This window comes from Colwellia sp. MB3u-4 (assembly GCF_014077065.1).
Lineage (GTDB): Bacteria > Pseudomonadota > Gammaproteobacteria > Enterobacterales > Alteromonadaceae > Cognaticolwellia.
In genome coordinates this window covers 1-17,817 of sequence record NZ_JACGVE010000081.1, presented here as the reverse complement: position 1 = coordinate 17,817, position 17,817 = coordinate 1, and the positions used below count along the sequence as shown (strand labels likewise).

16 protein-coding genes and 4 tRNA genes are annotated in these 17,817 nt (G+C 40.2%); 16 read left to right on the top strand and 4 right to left on the bottom strand.

The genetic code is table 11. From position 1 onward, the window contains the following. Positions 1 to 73: 73 nt before the first annotated feature. The 4 genes from H4J61_RS12335 to cmoA form a co-directional block, all read right to left on the bottom strand. A complete protein-coding gene (locus tag H4J61_RS12335) occupies positions 74 to 1,123 on the bottom strand; it encodes a patatin-like phospholipase family protein (RefSeq protein WP_182185308.1) in 1,050 nt (349 codons plus the stop codon). Between the two features lie 104 nt (positions 1,124 to 1,227). Further along, entirely contained in the window at positions 1,228 to 2,574 is a 1,347-nt protein-coding gene (locus H4J61_RS12330; protein ID WP_182185254.1) for an anti-phage deoxyguanosine triphosphatase, read from the bottom strand. A gap of 585 nt (positions 2,575 to 3,159) precedes the next feature. Continuing rightward, positions 3,160 to 4,125, bottom strand: coding sequence for a tRNA 5-methoxyuridine(34)/uridine 5-oxyacetic acid(34) synthase CmoB (gene cmoB, locus H4J61_RS12325; protein WP_182136097.1), 966 nt, complete (start codon positions 4,123 to 4,125; stop codon positions 3,160 to 3,162). A 4-nt stretch (positions 4,126 to 4,129) separates the two neighbouring features. Then, positions 4,130 to 4,864 (bottom strand): carboxy-S-adenosyl-L-methionine synthase CmoA, encoded by a 735-nt coding sequence (gene cmoA / locus H4J61_RS12320; protein ID WP_182185253.1) that lies wholly within the window; start codon positions 4,862 to 4,864, stop codon positions 4,130 to 4,132. Between the two features lie 358 nt (positions 4,865 to 5,222). On the opposite strand from cmoA, the gene aspS reads away from it, so the two are divergent. From aspS to H4J61_RS12240, 16 genes are all read left to right on the top strand, one after another. Continuing rightward, complete coding sequence (gene aspS, locus H4J61_RS12315; protein ID WP_182185252.1) at positions 5,223 to 7,007, top strand: aspartate--tRNA ligase; 1,785 nt, start codon at positions 5,223 to 5,225, stop codon at positions 7,005 to 7,007. A 145-nt stretch (positions 7,008 to 7,152) separates the two neighbouring features. Beyond that, complete coding sequence (gene ruvC / locus H4J61_RS12310; RefSeq protein ID WP_182136094.1) at positions 7,153 to 7,680, top strand: crossover junction endodeoxyribonuclease RuvC; 528 nt, start codon at positions 7,153 to 7,155, stop codon at positions 7,678 to 7,680. Positions 7,681 to 7,804: 124 nt separating this feature from the next. Further along, the gene (gene ruvA / locus H4J61_RS12305) at positions 7,805 to 8,422 is read left to right on the top strand and encodes a Holliday junction branch migration protein RuvA (protein WP_182136093.1); all 618 of its coding nucleotides are present in this window, start codon (positions 7,805 to 7,807) and stop codon (positions 8,420 to 8,422) included. Positions 8,423 to 8,526: 104 nt separating this feature from the next. Then, positions 8,527 to 9,531, top strand: coding sequence for a Holliday junction branch migration DNA helicase RuvB (gene ruvB / locus H4J61_RS12300; protein WP_182185251.1), 1,005 nt, complete (start codon positions 8,527 to 8,529; stop codon positions 9,529 to 9,531). A gap of 584 nt (positions 9,532 to 10,115) precedes the next feature. Then, positions 10,116 to 10,532, top strand: coding sequence for a tol-pal system-associated acyl-CoA thioesterase (ybgC, locus tag H4J61_RS12295; RefSeq protein ID WP_182136091.1), 417 nt, complete (start codon positions 10,116 to 10,118; stop codon positions 10,530 to 10,532). Then, complete coding sequence (gene tolQ, locus H4J61_RS12290) at positions 10,522 to 11,205, top strand: protein TolQ (protein ID WP_182185250.1); 684 nt, start codon at positions 10,522 to 10,524, stop codon at positions 11,203 to 11,205. Before ybgC ends, tolQ begins: the two co-directional genes overlap by 11 nt. A gap of 14 nt (positions 11,206 to 11,219) precedes the next feature. Then, positions 11,220 to 11,648 (top strand): protein TolR, encoded by a 429-nt coding sequence (tolR, locus tag H4J61_RS12285; protein WP_182136089.1) that lies wholly within the window; start codon positions 11,220 to 11,222, stop codon positions 11,646 to 11,648. Beyond that, complete coding sequence (gene tolA / locus H4J61_RS18090) at positions 11,648 to 12,550, top strand: cell envelope integrity protein TolA (protein WP_182185249.1); 903 nt, start codon at positions 11,648 to 11,650, stop codon at positions 12,548 to 12,550. Before tolR ends, tolA begins: the two co-directional genes overlap by 1 nt. Positions 12,551 to 12,583: 33 nt before the next feature. Next, positions 12,584 to 13,930 (top strand): Tol-Pal system beta propeller repeat protein TolB, encoded by a 1,347-nt coding sequence (gene tolB, locus H4J61_RS12275; protein WP_182136087.1) that lies wholly within the window; start codon positions 12,584 to 12,586, stop codon positions 13,928 to 13,930. 43 nt (positions 13,931 to 13,973) lie between these two features. Further along, positions 13,974 to 14,528 (top strand): peptidoglycan-associated lipoprotein Pal, encoded by a 555-nt coding sequence (gene pal / locus H4J61_RS12270; RefSeq protein ID WP_182136086.1) that lies wholly within the window; start codon positions 13,974 to 13,976, stop codon positions 14,526 to 14,528. 12 nt (positions 14,529 to 14,540) lie between these two features. Next, on the top strand, positions 14,541 to 15,329 hold the full coding sequence (ybgF, locus tag H4J61_RS12265; protein WP_182136085.1) for a tol-pal system protein YbgF: 789 nt from the start codon (positions 14,541 to 14,543) through the stop codon (positions 15,327 to 15,329). A gap of 146 nt (positions 15,330 to 15,475) precedes the next feature. Then, positions 15,476 to 15,551, top strand: a tRNA-Lys gene (locus tag H4J61_RS12260). A 46-nt stretch (positions 15,552 to 15,597) separates the two neighbouring features. Continuing rightward, positions 15,598 to 15,673: transfer RNA gene (locus H4J61_RS12255), tRNA-Lys, on the top strand. A 93-nt stretch (positions 15,674 to 15,766) separates the two neighbouring features. Continuing rightward, a tRNA-Lys gene (locus tag H4J61_RS12250) sits at positions 15,767 to 15,842 on the top strand. Between the two features lie 183 nt (positions 15,843 to 16,025). Beyond that, positions 16,026 to 17,072 carry a quinolinate synthase NadA gene (gene nadA, locus H4J61_RS12245; RefSeq protein WP_182185248.1) on the top strand — a complete coding sequence of 349 codons (1,047 nt, stop codon included), beginning with the start codon at positions 16,026 to 16,028 and terminating at the stop codon, positions 17,070 to 17,072. A 128-nt stretch (positions 17,073 to 17,200) separates the two neighbouring features. Beyond that, positions 17,201 to 17,288 (top strand) — tRNA-Ser (locus H4J61_RS12240). Positions 17,289 to 17,817 lie beyond the last annotated feature (529 nt).

Genomic DNA, 17,817 nt, shown 5'->3' with positions numbered 1-17,817 from the left:
GACAATAAAATAGCCATAAAGGCTTGATTCAAATAATACTAAACGGACTAAATTAGTCCGTTTAGTATTAAGCTCATTCAATAAGTTTAATATGTTCGGTGTTCGGTTTAGCTACGCATGCTGAAAATTCATCCGCTAAACATTCAGATGCTTTTAACACTGCTTGCCAATATTTTAGCCGTGTTGCAGGCGCTAGATTAATAAAATCTTTCCGATCAGGTATTTTTGCAAAAGGTAATTGAGCAATAAAGGCTGCAGAGGGCACTAACATTACGGTGTTTTTGTAATACTCGGTATTGACCTTACGCGCTAAATTTTTATCAAACCAACCGGCTTTTGGCGTTGGTGAAAAGTGTGGATACAGGGTAAGGCCAGATGCTGGCTTGATATCAACATCAAAGTGGTAATCAATAATACCACCGTCGCGATACATGCCTTTTGGCGAATCAGCAATGTTTTTTACACCACTCATAACAACAGGGATAGAGCCAGAAGCAAGCAAACTGGTGGTTAAGTTTTTGTGACTCAAGGCTTGATATTGGGTATTAAAATTATAAGGGTCATTAATCGTTAACTGGCTTTTAGGATGATGGTAAACAAAGCGTTGATATTGTTTGGCCAGTAAACCGCGATTGATTTGATTAAATACCATGCTTGATATTAACCCCAACATTAACGGCGTTTTTTGCTCAAAAGCAGTTAAGCCACGGCATTTTGCGACAATAAAGTGTGCTTTGAAAATTGGATTGTTGATAATTTCATCACTGCCGTTCGCACCTAAGACTTCTTCAAGTAGGGCTATTGCTTTGGCGGTAATTTCTTTATTTTTAGCTTTTTCCGAATAGGTGGTTTGTGAATAGAGTGTCGCTAAGCGCGTAATCGCCGCAACGGGATCTTGCTGGCTAAGGGCGGCAAAGCGAAATGCCCCTGCTGACGAACCGACTAAATTTAATTCAGTGCGACGATCTTTAAAATATTCACCAAAAAGGTATTTGTCTAAGCCAAATAAGCTAAACCATTTTGGCCCACCACTGGCGCCCAGCATAGTGGTAAAAAGTTCTTGTTTAAAACCGTGTGCTTGTATTGTTTTTAAGGCGTTGCTGCCACAATAAATATCTAGCATATTAGCCATCGTTAGAAAAACCTCTCCATGGGTTATTACAGTGCATACTATTTTTTAGTGGTACTTAACTTATCAGCACCTGCTTAGGTTATCTGCTGGATAAGTTAATAGTCGTGTTGACCAAACCCAGTTTGTCCTATGGGTAAAAATAAGGTTTGATAAAGTTTGGTGGCATATTCATCGGTCATCCCTGCGACATAATCAGCGATAACACGGTGTTGATTGAGCTTGTTTTCTTTTGCTTGTAGCCAACGCATGGCGGTGTTTTTAGGTAATAAGCGCTCAGGGTCGGAAGACAAGGCTTGAAATAATTCCATCACAATTTGCTGACCACGATATTCCAACCGTTGAATTGACGTTTGCTTGATCACAAATTGATAAACAAAGTCTTTGAAAATCTGTAGCACTTGAGCGGCAATTAACGGATGCACGGCATTATAGCGTAAAAGTGGTTCTTGAAAGTTACACACTTTGGTTGCGTTAATATCATCTAATTCGACGGCTGTTATTAAGTAATTCACTAAACCGCCAATGGCTTCTTTTTGCTGATAGCGTTGAGGACTAAAAAGATTATCCGCTAAGCTTAAGCTATAATCGTGCAGCCACTCATCGTCTATTTTTAGTAGCCTTTTGATCACATTTTCATCAAAGTCTTGTTGATTAACCACGCCGGTAACTATGGCATCTTCTAGGTCATGAATGCCATAGGCAATATCATCGGCTAATTCCATCATCGAGCAATCTAAAGATTTATAATTGGTTTTACTATGGCTATTCGCTTTGCTGGTAAATTGTTGAAAAAGTGCTTTGTCTGACTGACATAAAGGCGCTAATACCCAATTAAACATATCAATATCGTCAAGATATAAGCCTTTGGGTGGCTGCCATTTCGACGTTTCTAATTGGCGAAAAGATGCCGGTATTGCTTGCGGAATATTTTGTTGTAAATTGTTTAAGGTTTGTGGATATTTTATTAAGCCCAGTAGTGTTCTGCGGGTTAAGTTCATACCGAAATGTTCACTAAACGGTTCTAAGTGCGCCACGATACGAAAGGTTTGTCCATTGCCTTCAAAGCCACCATAATCACGCATCATATAATGTAGGGCAATTTCTCCACCATGGCCAAAAGGAGGGTGGCCGATATCATGCGCTAAACATAATGCTTCAATCAAACTGTCGTCATTAGGCAGTAGGGCAGCGCTATGCTCAGGATATTTACTGCGAATTTGCGCGATAATGCCGCTACCAATTTGTGCCGCTTCTAAAGAATGGGTTAATCGGGTGCGATGAAAGTCACTTTGACCACTACCCATCACTTGGGTTTTTGATTGTAGTCGTCGAAATGCGGCTGAATGGAGAATACGTGCTCGGTCACGTTGAAATGGGCTGCGGTGATCTTGATGTCTTTTTGCGACTCGCTCTAATCGTCTTATTTGCCAAGGATTGTCCATGATGCCTCTGTTTTCAAGCTGAATTAACCGTATGATACAAATAGTATATTATTCTTTAAAGGAAGGTAATACCCAAGCCATTAAGTTAGCTCTTACTCAGCACTTGCTAGCCGTTTGACCACGACTTTAATTTTTTCCCTCTAGGTGCAGAGCCAAGTCTCTCGGTGGTGAATTTTTTAGTATTTACAAGGAGGATTTACAGGGAGTAAAGTATGAGAAAAGAAGGCGTCAACACTGAGTAAATTTAATGAAGGTCGGTTGATATTGAGTAAGACATTACGTTAATTTATTTTGCTTTTATTGGTGTAGGACAACGTTTCTCGATTGTGACATGGTTTAGTGTTTTTTATCTCATTCAGTCCTCATTCAGTCCTCATTCACTTCTTCCTGTGAATTTTTTTAGGATTTACAGGGAGGAAAGCATGAGAAAAGAAGGAGTTAACACTGAGTAAACACGTAATAAATTTAATGTCGAAAGTTATGACATTGCTTTAATTTTTTTACTCTTCTCACCGAAGGACGAAATCCCTCTGTCCCTCGTGGTGAAATAGCATTGTGTTTTAGTGAAAGTTAACCAACATAAGGCTATTTATTGGCAATAAATATTGCCCGTTTTGGCGCTGGGTAGCCTTCAATGGTTTTACTGTTATCATCAGGGTCAAGAAAGTCTTGTAATGATTCAGTATCTATCCAATCAGTTTTACGTTGTTCGTCAAGGGCAGTGATATCAGTATTAACCACACGAATATTTTTAAAACCACAACGTTCAAGCCATGCACACATAGCCTCACAACTGGGTAAGAACCAAACATTGCGCATTTTCGCGTAGCGCTCGCCCGGCACTAACACGGTATTTTCATCGCCATCGACCACTAAGGTTTCTAAGACCAGTTCGCCGCCTTTAACTAATTGCGCTTTTAGTTGGTAAAGAAAATCTATTGGCGAGCGTCTATGATACAAAACGCCCATCGCAAATACCGTATCGAAGGCATTTAACTCAGGCAACTGTTCAACACCTAGCGGTAATAAGTTAACGTGATCATCTTGAACAAAATGTTGTATGGCTTGAAATTGTGATAAAAACAATTGTGTCGGGTCGATACCCACAACAAACTCAGCACCTGCACCGCGCATACGCCACAAGTGATAGCCACTGCCACAGCCAATATCGAGTACATAACGATGAGTTAAGTCACTAATATGCGGCGCTAAGCGATCCCATTTAAAATCGGAACGCCATTCAGTATCTATGTGCAGCCCATGAATATGATACGGGCCTTTACGCCAAGGTTTAAACTTTTTCAGTAAATTCTCTAAACGTTTATATTCACCGTCATTAATGTCAGCGCGTTCTCCTGCCCGTACTGTGGTACTAATATCAACACTTGATGGTGATGTTTTTGGTAACGCCATTAAGGTTTTTTGCCATTGGGCAAACTCGCCGTGTAAATGTTGTTCACGCCACTGAGTCAGTTGCGCGGGTAAAATGTTAAGCCAGTGACTTAAGCGATTACTCGCTATTTTTTGATAGAAGTTGTTAAATGAAATCATGGGGTTATTTAATCGCGATCAGAGAAAAGAAGTTAAAACATTGAAACCAAGGCGCGCTATGGTTAAAGCCAGCCAGTTTCAAACGCTTTAAATGGGTGTCTAAATTATCAGTGAGCATGACGTTTTCTAGTGCGGTACGTTTTTGGGCGATTTCTAATTCGCTATAACCATTGGCACGCTTAAAGTCATGATGTAAGTCGACGAGTAACTCGTTGCAGACGCTGTCGGTATGAGCTATTTTCTCTGACAGTAGTAATAAACCACCGGGATTAAGGCCTTTAGCTATTTTATTTAACAATAATTGACGTTGTTCTGGCGCGATAAATTGTAAAGTAAAATTAAGCACTACCATAGAGGCATTTTTAATTTCAATATCAAGAATATTAGCTTCTATTATCTCAACCGGTGTTTCACCTTTAAAAGCACTCACATGCATTTTACAGCGTTCAACCATAGCGCTTGAGCTATCAATACCGATAATTTTACAGTTTTTTGCGCGGATACCTTTACGCATCGCCAATGTTGCCGCGCCGAGCGAACAGCCCAGGTCGTAAACTTGGCTGTTATCGGTGACATAGCGCTGACTGAGTCGGCCTATGGTATCAATAATAGTGCTATAACCAGGCACTGAGCGGCTGATCATATCGGGGAAAACTTCTACGACTTGCGCGTCGAATGCAAAGTCTTTGATTTTACTTTGTTTATTAGAAAAAATTAAATCGGTATCTGATGTTTTCATGATGTCAAAACTATACTAACGTTTGCGGCTATAAAAGCGTATTTTACCTGATATATTCTCTGATAAACAAGGTAATGTGTTTTTATGTTCTGCTGAGGGCGTTATAGCCGACGTTACGCCATGATTGGCAGTGCTTAGCATAGAATGAAAAACCTACTTAAAGCTTGAGGGGGTAAGCATCATCAATATCATTAACCGGCATAATGAAGCGGAACGGGTCTAATTAGACTATTCCTTGAATGTCGGGTGACTTTACTTAGCATTGCTTTATAATGTTGGCAATTTTTATCATCACAAGTTATAGATTTATAAAACATCTGTTAACTTGTTCAGCTTATTCGAATTTTAGGGTAAATACATGCGTAGTCTTTATTGTGGTGAGGTTAATGAATCTCATGTGGGTCAGGAAGTCACACTTTGTGGTTGGGTTAATCGTCGTCGTGACTTAGGTGCGGTAATTTTCTTAGATTTACGAGACCGTGAAGGTATTGTGCAAGTTGTTTACGACCCGGACTTTCCTGAAGTGCTTGAAAAAGCCAACACTTTGCGTAATGAGTTTTGCGTGCAAATCAGAGGTAAAGTGCGCGCTCGTCCTGATGGCCAAGTGAATAAAGATATGGCAACGGGCGCTATTGAAGTGTTGGGCTTAGAGTTGACTATTTTAAATAAGTCAGCACCGCTACCTTTAGATTCAAATCAGAAGAACTCTGAAGAGTTACGATTAAAATATCGTTATCTTGATTTACGTCGTCCAGAAATGACTGAGCGTATGCGTTTTCGCGCTAAAGTGACTTCAGCGGTGCGTGCATCACTTGAGTCACAAGGCTTTTTGGATATAGAAACACCCATTCTTACAGCCGCTACACCTGAAGGTGCGCGTGATTATTTAGTGCCTAGTCGTACTCATAAAGGGCAATTTTTTGCTTTACCGCAATCGCCACAATTATTTAAACAATTGTTGATGATGTCAGGTATGGAACGCTATTATCAAATCGTTAAGTGTTTTCGTGATGAAGACTTACGTGCTGATCGCCAACCAGAATTTACTCAAATTGATATTGAAACCTCATTTATGAGTTCAGATCAAGTGATGCAAGTGACTGAAACTATGATCCGCGGCTTATTCCAAGAGCTACTTAACGTAGACTTAGGTGAATTTCCGCGCATGACTTATTTAGAGGCGATGACTCGTTTTGGCTCTGATAAACCAGATTTACGTAATCCACTTGAAATTGTTGACGTGGCTGACATCTTAAAAGATGTAGAGTTTAAAGTGTTCTCTGGCCCGGCTAACGACGATAAAGGCCGAGTTGCCGTTATTTGTATACCGGGAGGCGCCGCTAAATTCTCTCGTAAAGGGATTGACGAGTTAACTAAGTTTGTTGGTATTTACGGTGCGAAGGGCATGCCATGGTTAAAAGTTAATGATCTTGATGCCGGTCTTGAAGGTTTACAATCACCGATTTTAAAATTCTTAGATGAAGCCGCCGTTAATGCCTTATTAACCCGTACTCATGCTAAAACCGGCGATATTATTTTCTTCGGCTCAGACACTTACAATGTGGTGACTGAATCATTAGGTGCTTTGCGTTTAAAAGTGGGTGAAGAGCTTGAGTTATTGCAAGGTGATTGGAAACCATTGTGGGTTGTCGACTTTCCAATGTTTGAAGAAGCTGATGGCAACATGCATGCTATTCATCACCCGTTTACCGCGCCAACCAATTTAACCGCTGCTGAATTAGAAGCAAACCCAGTGGGTGCTTTGTCTGATGCCTATGACATGGTACTTAATGGCTGTGAATTAGGTGGTGGTTCAGTGCGTATTCATAATCAAGATATGCAAGCCGCTGTATTTCGCATTCTGGGTATTAGCGATGAAGAAGCGCAAGAAAAGTTTGGTTTCCTACTAGAAGCATTACAATACGGTGCGCCACCACATGCCGGTTTAGCCTTTGGTTTAGACCGTTTAGTGATGCTGATGACTGGAGCTAGTTCAATTCGTGATGTGATGGCATTCCCGAAAACAACAACTGCGGCGTGTCCGTTAACTAATGCGCCAGGTCATGCAAACCCAGCACAACTGGCTGAATTAGGCATTGCTTGTTTGGCAAAAGAAACTGATACTGAGCCAAAAGCAGAATAACGTCGGTTAGAAAAATTTTAACGTGATTAAGCGTTAATGTTAAAACAATTAAAACGCACGAATTAATGCTACTTAGGCCTTATTCGTGCGTTTTTTTTCAATAGTATTATTTTAAAGTTAACGCTTTTATTAAGGTAAATAACGAGTGAGTATTATTTTAGGTATTGACCCAGGGTCACGTTTAACCGGCTATGGCGTCATTAAACAATCGGGCCGTAACTTTACCTATTTAGGCAGTGGTTGTATTAAAGCCACAGCGGCAGGTGAAGATTTAGGTATGCGCTTGCAAACAATTTTTGCTGGCGTTAGTGAGCTTATCTTGCAATTTCAACCTGACATGTTTGCTATTGAGCAAGTCTTTATGGCGAAAAATCCTGATTCTGCATTAAAGTTAGGCCAAGCCAGAGGTGCGGCTATTGTTGCGGCGACGAACAATGGTTTAACGATTGCAGAATACTCTGCTAGACAAATTAAGCAATCGGTTGTGGGTACAGGTGCGGCAGATAAAACTCAAGTGCAACACATGGTGAAAACTATTTTGAAATTACCGGGCACACCTCAAGCTGATGCCGCCGATGCACTGGCCGTTGCACTTTGTCATGCGCACAGTCACGACTCGATCAGTAAACTCTCAGGCCAAGCCACTAAAACAGTACGTGGACGCTTACGCTAATAGCTATTTGTTTAGTATTATCGTTATTTGCGCACCGCTTTAAATAATTCAGGGCGTAAACTTTACTGTATAAATATCTAGTGGTATGGTGTTGTCATATAGTATATCAAGCAAAGGTTAAGCCGTGATTGGACGTTTACGTGGCATATTAATAGAAAAAATGGCCCCCGAAATTTTAATTGAATGTAATGGTGTTGGCTATGAAGTGACAATGCCAATGACCAGTATTTATGCCCTTGGCGAGGTTAATCAAGAAGCGACTTTATATACCCACTTTGTGGTACGTGAAGATGCACAATTACTTTATGGCTTTGCTAATAAAGTGGAGCGTAAACTGTTTCGCTTACTGATCAAGGTTAATGGTGTTGGGCCTAAATTAGGTTTGGCTATTTTGTCAGGCATGTCTGCCGATCAATTTGTCAGTTGTGTTATACATGACGATTTAACCACCATAGTGAAAATACCCGGTGTTGGTAAAAAAACAGCGGAACGCTTGTTGATTGAAATGCGCGATAGATTAAAAGATTGGCAAACTGACAGCAGTGACGCTTTGGTGCATATGATGCCAACGGATGTTCATCAAGCCAATGCCTTTATCAGTGATAGTAAAGGCGATGCTATTAACGCCTTAGTTTCTTTAGGGTATAGTCAGCTACAAGCAGACAAAGCAGTTAAATCAGTTTTTCATCCTGACAAAAGTAGCGAAGATTTGATCCGTGGTGCCTTAAAAGCCATGTTATAAGTATTAATCACTTCGCCATATCGACGATAACAATTTTTAGCCGAACGTGATGACGATAAAATTTTTCAATGATTTTTTCAATGATTTTTTACAATGAGTAATACATGATAGAAGCAGACAGATTAATTGAACCCGTAGCCACCCGTGAAGATGAAACGGTTGACCGGGCTATTAGGCCTAAAATGTTGTCCGACTATACTGGGCAGGCTCATGTAAAGTCTCAAATGGAAATTTTCATTGCGGCGGCTTTGAAAAGACGCGAGCCGCTTGACCATTTGTTAATTTTTGGTCCACCGGGTTTAGGTAAAACCACCTTAGCCAATATTGTCGCCAATGAAATGGGCGTAAGTGTTCGGGCTACCTCAGGTCCGGTATTGGAAAAAGCCGGTGATTTGGCGGCATTACTGACTAACCTTGAAGAAAATGATGTCTTGTTTATCGATGAAATTCATCGTTTAAGTCCTGTGGTAGAAGAAATTCTTTACCCAGCAATGGAAGATTATCAGTTAGATATTATGATCGGCGAAGGGCCAGCAGCCCGCTCTATAAAACTTGATTTACCGCCCTTTACCTTAATTGGTGCAACAACTCGCGCAGGCGCGTTAACCTCACCACTTCGCGATCGTTTCGGGATAGTGCAACGGCTAGAATTTTATAACACGCAAGAGTTAACCGAAATTGTCATGCGTTCAGCACATTTCTTAGATTTAGACATTGCTCAAGCGGGAGCATTTGAAGTCGCAAGGCGTTCTCGTGGTACACCGCGAATTGCTAATCGCTTATTACGCAGAGTCAGAGATTACGCGGATGTAAAAACTGACGGTATAGTCAGTAAAGCAACCGCTGCTAGTGCCTTAGATATGTTAGAGGTAGATAATGAAGGTTTCGATTTAATGGACCGGAAATTATTGGAAGCGATCATTGATAAATTTGCCGGCGGCCCCGTTGGTCTTGATAACATTGCCGCTGCCATTGGCGAAGAACGTGAAACCATTGAAGATGTATTAGAGCCTTTTTTAATCCAGCAAGGTTTTTTACAACGCACACCGCGCGGGCGAATTGCTACAAGTAGAGCTTATCTGCACTTTGGCTTAGACTTTCCAAGTTAACTGCTAAGTTTTTACCGTTATAAAAAGCACCTTAGGGTGCTTTTTATGTTCAGGATGAACGGTATGGCGTGGTCACATGGATGTGAAAGAACGTCGATGTTTATTCTTTGAATTTTAAGTAAAAAAAAGCCCACATAAATCTATGTGGGCCAACTTAAAATATAAGCTGCTAAAAGGAAATGGGGATCCTAGAAAATATATAACAGAGAAAGGTAACAACACCTATCAAAACATTTGTGGGCTAAGATGAAAAATGTAAAAAACAAAATTCGTGCGCTAGCTCAAACAACAAGGCTATTCTAGTCCGATGAGTTGAGCAACACAAACAAAAATAATTTATGTTAATCATTAGGAAAACTAATGCGAAATAAATTATAGTAATCTTGCATTAATATAAGGAGAGTAACCATTTACAGTCGCTGATCAGTAATGATTTTTTATAATATTAGACTAATAAAAGATCCGTAATTAGATTTATTGTTGAAATTTTTACAAAGAAAGTACCTTAGCTCTTGTTCCGTGTGAGCTTTATCTATTAAGATAAGCACTTGAAAATTTTATACTAAGATAAATCGAAAAATTTAATGTCATTAAGCAGTCATCAACACACCGTACGTGTTTACTATGAAGATACCGATGCCGGTGGTATCGTTTATTACGCGAACTATTTAAAGTTTTTTGAACGCGCTAGAACAGAATGGCTGCGCGAACTTGGCATTAATCAATCAATATTTTTAGAACAAAATATCGGTTTTGTGGTCACAAAGGTGGCAATGGACAATAAGGCATCAGCAAAACTTGATGACTTGCTAACAATGACCACAACAATAAGCCGATTAAAGTCTGCGAGTTTGGTATTTTCACAGCAACTTGTGAACCAGAACCAGATAACATTATGTACGGCTGAGATTAAAGTCGCTTGTGTTAACTTGGCTCTAGCAAAACCTAAACCTTGTACTATCCCCAAAAGCATATTAGGAGCATTAAAACGTGTCAGCTGAAATTTCGTTTTTTGATTTATTTTTACAGGCCAGTTTATTAGTTCAGCTGGTCATGTTGACCTTATTAGGATTTTCAATTGCCTGTTGGACCATGATTTTTCAACGTCGTAAAGTATTGCTTGCAGCTAAAATACAATTAAAAGACTTTGAAGACAAATTTTGGAGTGGGGCTGATTTAAGTAAGCTCTACAGTGAAGTTTCTGCCAAAGAGCATATTGACGGTATTGAAAGTCTTTTTGTTTCTGGTTTTCGTGAATTTGCTCGTTTACGTAAATCGCATGGCTATTCACCACAAGTGATAGTTGACGGCACCCACCGGGCAATGCGCGTGGCAATGTCAAGAGAAGTCGATAACTTGGAAACACATTTGCCCTTTATGGCCACCGTTGGCTCAATAAGCCCTTATATTGGTTTGTTTGGTACCGTGTGGGGTATCATGAATTCATTTATTGCCCTAGGTGCGGTTGAGCAAGCCACTCTGGCTATGGTTGCGCCCGGTATTGCCGAGGCATTAATCGCGACTGCAATGGGGTTGTTTGCCGCCATTCCTGCCGTGATGGCATTTAACCGTTTTAGTCATAATGTTGAAAAAATTGAAAATAGCTATGGTAACTTTATGGACGAATTTTCAAGTATATTACAAAGACAAACAGCGACAGAGCAACACGGCTAAGGTAGAGATTAACTATGTATAATCGAGTCAGGCGCCGCAAGGTTGCTGAGATAAATGTAGTACCTTATATTGACGTAATGTTAGTGTTGCTGATTATTTTTATGGTAACGGCACCGCTGATAACACAAGGCGTTAAAGTTGATTTACCGCAAGCTGATGCACAACCTCTAAGTAAAGACATGAAACCGCCTTTAGTGGCTTCAGTTGATGCTAATGGCAACTATTATCTGGCGGTTGGAACCAGCAAAAATGAACCTATGTCGGCAGAAGAAGTTGCCACCTTAGTCGCCGCACATTTAAAGTTGGCACCTGATACCCCCGTGGTGGTTAATGGCGATGGTGCGGTTTCTTATGATGCGGTTATTCAATTAATGGTGATGTTACAAAAAATAGCAGGTGTACCATCTGTTGGTTTAATGACTGATACCCCGGAGAGTAAGTAGTGTCATCGAAGTATTCAACTCCCTTAGCGTTAAGTTTTGCCATACACATAGTACTTGCTGTTGTTTTGTTGTGGGGTGATTTCTCATCGCCACCAAAATCGACGCCAACGTCAGTACAAATGGAGCCTATTCAAGCGGTTGTTGTTGAAAGAAGTAAAGTAGAGGCGCAAATTAATAAGATTAAAAAGCAAAAGGCCGATGACGCTCAAAAGCTTAAAAATCTTGAAAATAGTATTGCCGCCGCAAAAGAAAAACAACTAAATGAAGAAAAACGCATTAAGAGTCTTGAACGTCAGCGTAAGATAAAAGAGCAAGAAAAAAAGGCAGCTGACAGCGCGGCTAAAAAGTCTCAAGCTAAAGCAAATGCGGCAGACAAACAGCGCAAACAAAAAGAGCTTGAAAGAGCGCAAGCTGACAAAGCCGCAGCAGACGCGCAAGCTAAGCGAATAAAAGAAGAGCAAGCAGCTAAAAAAGCAGAAGATTTACGTAAAAAGAAAGCGGCAGAGCAAAAACGTAAACAGCAAGAAGATCGAGAACGTGCCGCTCAGCAAAAGTTATTAGAGCAACAAATGGCTGAAGAAATGGCCAATCGTCAACAGGCTCGTCGCCAACAAATGATGACAGAAATTGGTCGGTTTACCGCATTAATAACGCAAACCATAAAGCGTAATTTGATCACTGACCGTAGCACGATGGAAGGTAAATCTTGTAAGTTAACCATAAGTCTAGCACCCTCAGGTTTTGTGACCAATGTGGTCACAGGCCAAGGCGACAGACGAGTTTGTGAAGCAGCAAAAACAGCGGTATATAAAGCGGGTACTTTACCTGTTTCTAAAGACCCTGAAATATTTCGAGAAATGAGAACGATCAGTTTAACGGTAGCACCAGACAAATTTAATTAAGTTTTTGTATATATTAGGAAGATAATCGACGCTATGAAAAATGTAACTTTATTTTTACTATTCTTTGCTGCAGTGTTTTCGCAGCAGGTAAGGGCAACGTTAGAAATTGTTATCACCGAAGGTGTTGATAGTGCACGGCCCATTGCTGTGTTGCCATTTAAATGGACCGGAACGGGTGTCATGCCAGAGCGTTTATCTACAGTGGTCAGTGATGATTTACTACGCAGTGGTAAATTTAGTCCAATTAAAGCCTCACGTTATCCTCAGGTACCTAACAAGGATAGTGAAATTGATTACAGCGCTTGGGCAAGTGAAGGTGTTGAAGCCGTTGTTATTGGTGAAGTTAGCGAAACCTCGATAGGTCGTTATCAAATTAAATACCAGCTGGTTGATGTTATTCGTGGCCAAGTTACCGGTGGCGAAACGCAAATGTTAAGTAATGGCAAGTTAGTGCGTACCTCAGATCATATTTTGGATGAAAGTACCGTTGAGATTGGCGCCGATCAATTTCGTCGTTATGCCCACCGTATCAGTGATGCTGTTTATGAAAAGCTCACAGGTACCCGCGGTGCATTTTTAACAAAAATTGCCTATGTTATTGTGCGCGATCAAGGTGAATATCCTTATCAGTTAGCTATTGCCGATTACGATGGTTTTAACGAACATGTTTTATTAAGTTCAAAAGAGCCATTAATGTCACCATCGTGGCACCCCAGTGGTAATCAGTTAGCTTATGTAACCTTTGAAAATCGACAAGCACAAATTCATATTATTGATATTTATTCTGGGCAACGTAATTTAATCAGCTCGTTTGAGGGTATCAACAGCGCACCTAATTGGTCACCAGATGGTAAAAAACTGGCAATGGTATTGTCTAAAGATGATAATCCTGAGCTTTACGTGATGAATGTTGCAACGAAAAAGTTACGACGTATAACCCGTCATCGTGCCATTGATACTGAACCCAGTTGGACACCAGACGGCAAGTCATTGATATTTAGTTCAGAACGGGGTGGAAGAGCGCAGCTATATCGGGTAAGTTTAGTAGATGGCAAAATTAGAAGGCTAACTTTTGATGGCGAAATGAACCTAGGTGGCTCATTAACACCTGATGGTCGTCAATTAGTGATGGTAAATCGTACAAACGGTAAGTATCATCTAGCCAAGCAAGAATTTGATTCAGGGATTTTTCAAGTGTTAACCACAACACGTTTGGACGAATCACCAAGTATATCACCTAACGGTGGTATGATTATTTATAGTACTTTACACAATAACCGTCAGGTACTAAGTTTAGTTTCCGTAGATGGAAGATTTAAGGCAAGGTTGCCAGCACTTAATGGCGAAGTGAAGTCACCTTCATGGTCACCATTTTTATAATAATTATTAGTAATTTAATTTGTAAATAATAAGGACACATAAAATGCGCTTTAATAAAACAGTAAAAGCCTTAGCGGTTGTTTTACCTATCATGGCTTTATCGGCTTGTAGTTCATCTGACTCAGCTAGCGAAGACGCTAGTGCGATGCAAAAAAATGAAGCCGTTATGGCTGAACAAAAAGCTCGTGAAGCAGCCGAACTTGTAAAAGTTGAAGCAATGCAACGTGCTGATGCTATTGAAGCTAAAAAACGTCAAGAAATTGAAAAATTACGTTCAGAGCATATTGTTTATTTTGATTTTGACAGATCAACAGTAAGTGGTGATTTTGTCGCTATTCTTGAAGCACATGCTGAGTTTCTTAACGAAAACTCAACGGTCAACGTGTTAATTGAAGGTCATGCTGATGAACGTGGTACACCTGAATATAACATTGCATTAGGCGAACGCCGTGCAAAAGCTATTGAAACGTTTTTAGAGAACATGGGCGTTTCAGCTGCACAATTAAGCACAGTAAGTTACGGCGAAGAAAAACCAATGGTTAAAGATCGTAGCGAAGGCGCGTTTGCTAAAAACCGTCGTGCCGTGTTGGTCTACTAATCAGGTAATGAAATGAAACCCAATAGTATTCTATTCGGGATGACGTTCGCTGTGGCTGCCAATTTGGCAGTAGCAGCTGAACGGGCTCCTGTTATTGAAGTAACCGCTGGCACGCCTACCAAGGCTGCCAAATTAAGCTTGAGTGAACAGCTGGTTAGTCTTGAACGCAAACTTGATGCCCGTAACAGAGCCCAAGTTAACGTTCAACGACAACTCGATGAACTGCAAAACGAAGTGAACGAGCTTCGTGGCATCACTGAGTTACACACTTATCAATTGAGTCAGGTACTTGACCGTCAACGTGAGTTGTATCAAGAGCTTGATCGCAGAGTATCAGAAGCACTAAAACCAGCAAATCAAATACCCGCAACAATCATTGCACCTAGCGGTGATGCAGGTAAGGTAAATTACAGTAATAACTTAACTGAAAATGAAGCCTATGATCGTGCGGTTAATATGGTGTTAAAAGATAAGCGTTACGAACAAGCTATTCCTGAGTTTGAAGCGTTTAATCAAAGGTATCCTAACTCGACTTATGCAGCGAACGCCCATTATTGGTTAGGACAGTTATTGTTTAACAAAGGTGAGTTAACTCAAGCACGTCAAGAATTTGATGTAGTGGTGAGTAATTATCCTGATTCCAGTAAACGTAGTGACGCAATGTTAAAGCTTGCTATGGTTGAGCAAAAAGAAAATAATGAAACCAAAGCGATTGCCGTATACAAAAAGCTGATAGCGCAATACCCTAATTCAAGTGCTGCAAAACTAGCGCAACCACGATTAAATAGTATCAAACCATAATTTTTGCTTATAAGTTGTGCGCTTTGGTGGCTTTTTGTTCGAACAAACAATAAAGTGCAAAAAAGTCGACGATTGTTGTTGCACTTAAAAATATTATGAGTATTATATGCCCCGCATTGGACGAGTAGTCCAGCGGGAACAAATACCGGTCGTTAGCTCAGTTGGTAGAGCAGTTGGCTTTTAACCAATTTGTCGAAGGTTCAAATCCTTCACGACCGACCACTTTTTTACCAATAAAAGTGTTTGGTATTTGTTTCAGAATATATGACGGTCGTTAGCTCAGTTGGTAGAGCAGTTGGCTTTTAACCAATTTGTCGAAGGTTCAAATCCTTCACGACCGACCACTTCTCTTAACCTTGATACTTGATAGTTAAGAACATAGTGGCATTGAAATTAGCACCATGCGGTTTCATTATTAAAAATTAAAAGTAGTTTATCGGTCGTTAGCTCAGTTGGTAGAGCAGTTGGCTTTTAACCAATTTGTCGAAGGTTCAAATCCTTCACGACCGACCACTTTTAAAAACCCTATCTTATACCTCAGTAATGTTTTATTTTACCTAAGCACCTACACCATTCTTCATATCAGTAACTTAATTTTTATATTTCTTATCCACCTTGAACCATATTCGTAGTACACTTTTATTCTTCTATACCTTATAATTCTTACGATTTTAAAGGCACTCATTGAGAAGACATATGACCCAAGCAAATTTAGCCGTTGACTTTGACTTTCAATTCCCCAAAAAGGCTACGCCACTAAGTGCTGTAGAGCGTGAAGAGTATAAAGCACGTATCAAATTATTATTGAAAGAAAAAAACGCTGTACTTGTTGCACATTATTACACTGATCCTGAAATTCAAGCATTAGCAGAAGAAACCGGTGGTTGTGTAGCTGATTCATTAGAAATGGCAAGATTTGGTAACAACCATCCTGCAGAGACTTTGATTGTAGCGGGTGTGCGTTTTATGGGTGAAACGTCAAAAGTACTGACCCCAGAAAAAACAGTGGTAATGCCTACATTAGAAGCCACATGTTCGTTAGATTTAGGTTGTCCAATTGAAGAGTTTAGTGCTTTTTGTGATCAACACCCTGACAGAACCGTTGTGGTCTATGCTAATACTTCTACCGCTGTTAAAGCTCGTGCTGATTGGATAGTGACTTCATCATGCGCTTTAGAAATTGTTGAGCATCTTGATGACCTGGGTGAGAAAATTATTTGGGGTCCTGATCGCCATCTAGGTGCATACATTGAAAAGCAAACGGGTGCCGACATGATCATGTGGCAAGGTGCTTGTATTGTTCATGATGAGTTTAAAACCAAAGCACTCATTGATATGAAGGCGCTTCATCCAGATGCTGCCGTGCTTGTTCATCCGGAATCACCAGCAGAAATAATTGATCTGGCCGATTCGGTAGGGTCAACTAGCCAATTAATTAAAGCGGCTCAAGCACTACCCAATAAAAAATTCATTGTGGCGACGGACCGTGGTATTTTTTATAAAATGCAACAGTTATGCCCTGATAAAGAATTCTTTGAAGCACCAACAGCTGGCGAAGGTGCTACATGTCGTAGTTGCGCACATTGTCCGTGGATGGCAATGAATGGCTTAAAGGAAATTGAACAAGCACTGTTAAACCCAGAAGGTAGAGAAGTCTTCGTTGATATGAAACTTCGCACAGGAGCGCTTAAATCTCTAGACCGCATGTTAAATTTTAATACTGAAATGAACAAAAATAAGTAATCTTATTATACGTTGGTTGTTAAATAAGCAACTGCTTTAACTTTGTTGAAATTAGGTTGCGTTATAGAGATTATTTTTCTAACATAGCGCAGCTCGGTACGAGGAGCTTAATAGATAGTGATTAAAACGGTGAGGTGTCCGAGTGGCCGAAGGAGCACGCCTGGAAAGCGTGTAAGGCGCAAGCCTTCGAGGGTTCGAATCCCTCCCTCACCGCCATCTATTGATTTACTGTAAGGTATAACAATATTAAATATGAAAGCCGCTAGTTATCTAGCGGCTTTTTTCGTTTTCAAACCTTGCATTCAATCCAGTCAACAATGCCTTCTGCACTCTATAACTAACTAGTCATGCTAAAAAATTAAACCTAAGCGCTATTCAATAACTAATCTTAGCGGTAAGTAAGTTTGTATTCATTCATAACAAGGGGTATTAGAAATGAACACCGTATAGAAGGGTCTAATAGAATATTATTAGACAGCGTCTTACAATTAAGCTAATTATTTAAGATAAAAAGCGTTTGAAGGCTATTGTTACTTGCATTAACTTAAGCAAAAGCCCGCTATTTATTACGCATTAGTGTTTATTAATGTATGTATCGGCTTCTATTTGCTCACATTGCTTAATTAAAAAGCAAACAGTCATTTAATCGCAATTTAATTGATATTAGGTGTTGACGTGAAGCGAGAAATCTCTAGAATGCGCTCCAGTTCCAAGGGGTAACCCAAACGAACGGTTTTAATAGCTT

Excerpts from the sequence above, each read along its gene's own strand:
- cmoB (WP_182136097.1), bottom strand. The coding sequence starts at position 4,125 with ATGATTTCATTTAACAACTTCTATCAAAAAATAGCGAGTAATCGCTTA.
- ruvB (WP_182185251.1), top strand. The coding sequence starts at position 8,527 with ATGATAGAAGCAGACAGATTAATTGAACCCGTAGCCACCCGTGAAGAT.
- tolR (WP_182136089.1), top strand. The coding sequence starts at position 11,220 with ATGTATAATCGAGTCAGGCGCCGCAAGGTTGCTGAGATAAATGTAGTA.
- pal (WP_182136086.1), top strand. The coding sequence starts at position 13,974 with ATGCGCTTTAATAAAACAGTAAAAGCCTTAGCGGTTGTTTTACCTATC.
- nadA (WP_182185248.1), top strand. The coding sequence starts at position 16,026 with ATGACCCAAGCAAATTTAGCCGTTGACTTTGACTTTCAATTCCCCAAA.
- ybgF (WP_182136085.1), top strand. The coding sequence starts at position 14,541 with ATGAAACCCAATAGTATTCTATTCGGGATGACGTTCGCTGTGGCTGCC.
- ybgC (WP_182136091.1), top strand. The coding sequence starts at position 10,116 with ATGTCATTAAGCAGTCATCAACACACCGTACGTGTTTACTATGAAGAT.
- H4J61_RS12330 (WP_182185254.1), bottom strand. The coding sequence starts at position 2,574 with ATGGACAATCCTTGGCAAATAAGACGATTAGAGCGAGTCGCAAAAAGA.
- H4J61_RS12335 (WP_182185308.1), bottom strand. The coding sequence starts at position 1,123 with ATGCTAGATATTTATTGTGGCAGCAACGCCTTAAAAACAATACAAGCA.
- aspS (WP_182185252.1), top strand. The coding sequence starts at position 5,223 with ATGCGTAGTCTTTATTGTGGTGAGGTTAATGAATCTCATGTGGGTCAG.
- cmoA (WP_182185253.1), bottom strand. The coding sequence starts at position 4,864 with ATGAAAACATCAGATACCGATTTAATTTTTTCTAATAAACAAAGTAAA.
- tolB (WP_182136087.1), top strand. The coding sequence starts at position 12,584 with ATGAAAAATGTAACTTTATTTTTACTATTCTTTGCTGCAGTGTTTTCG.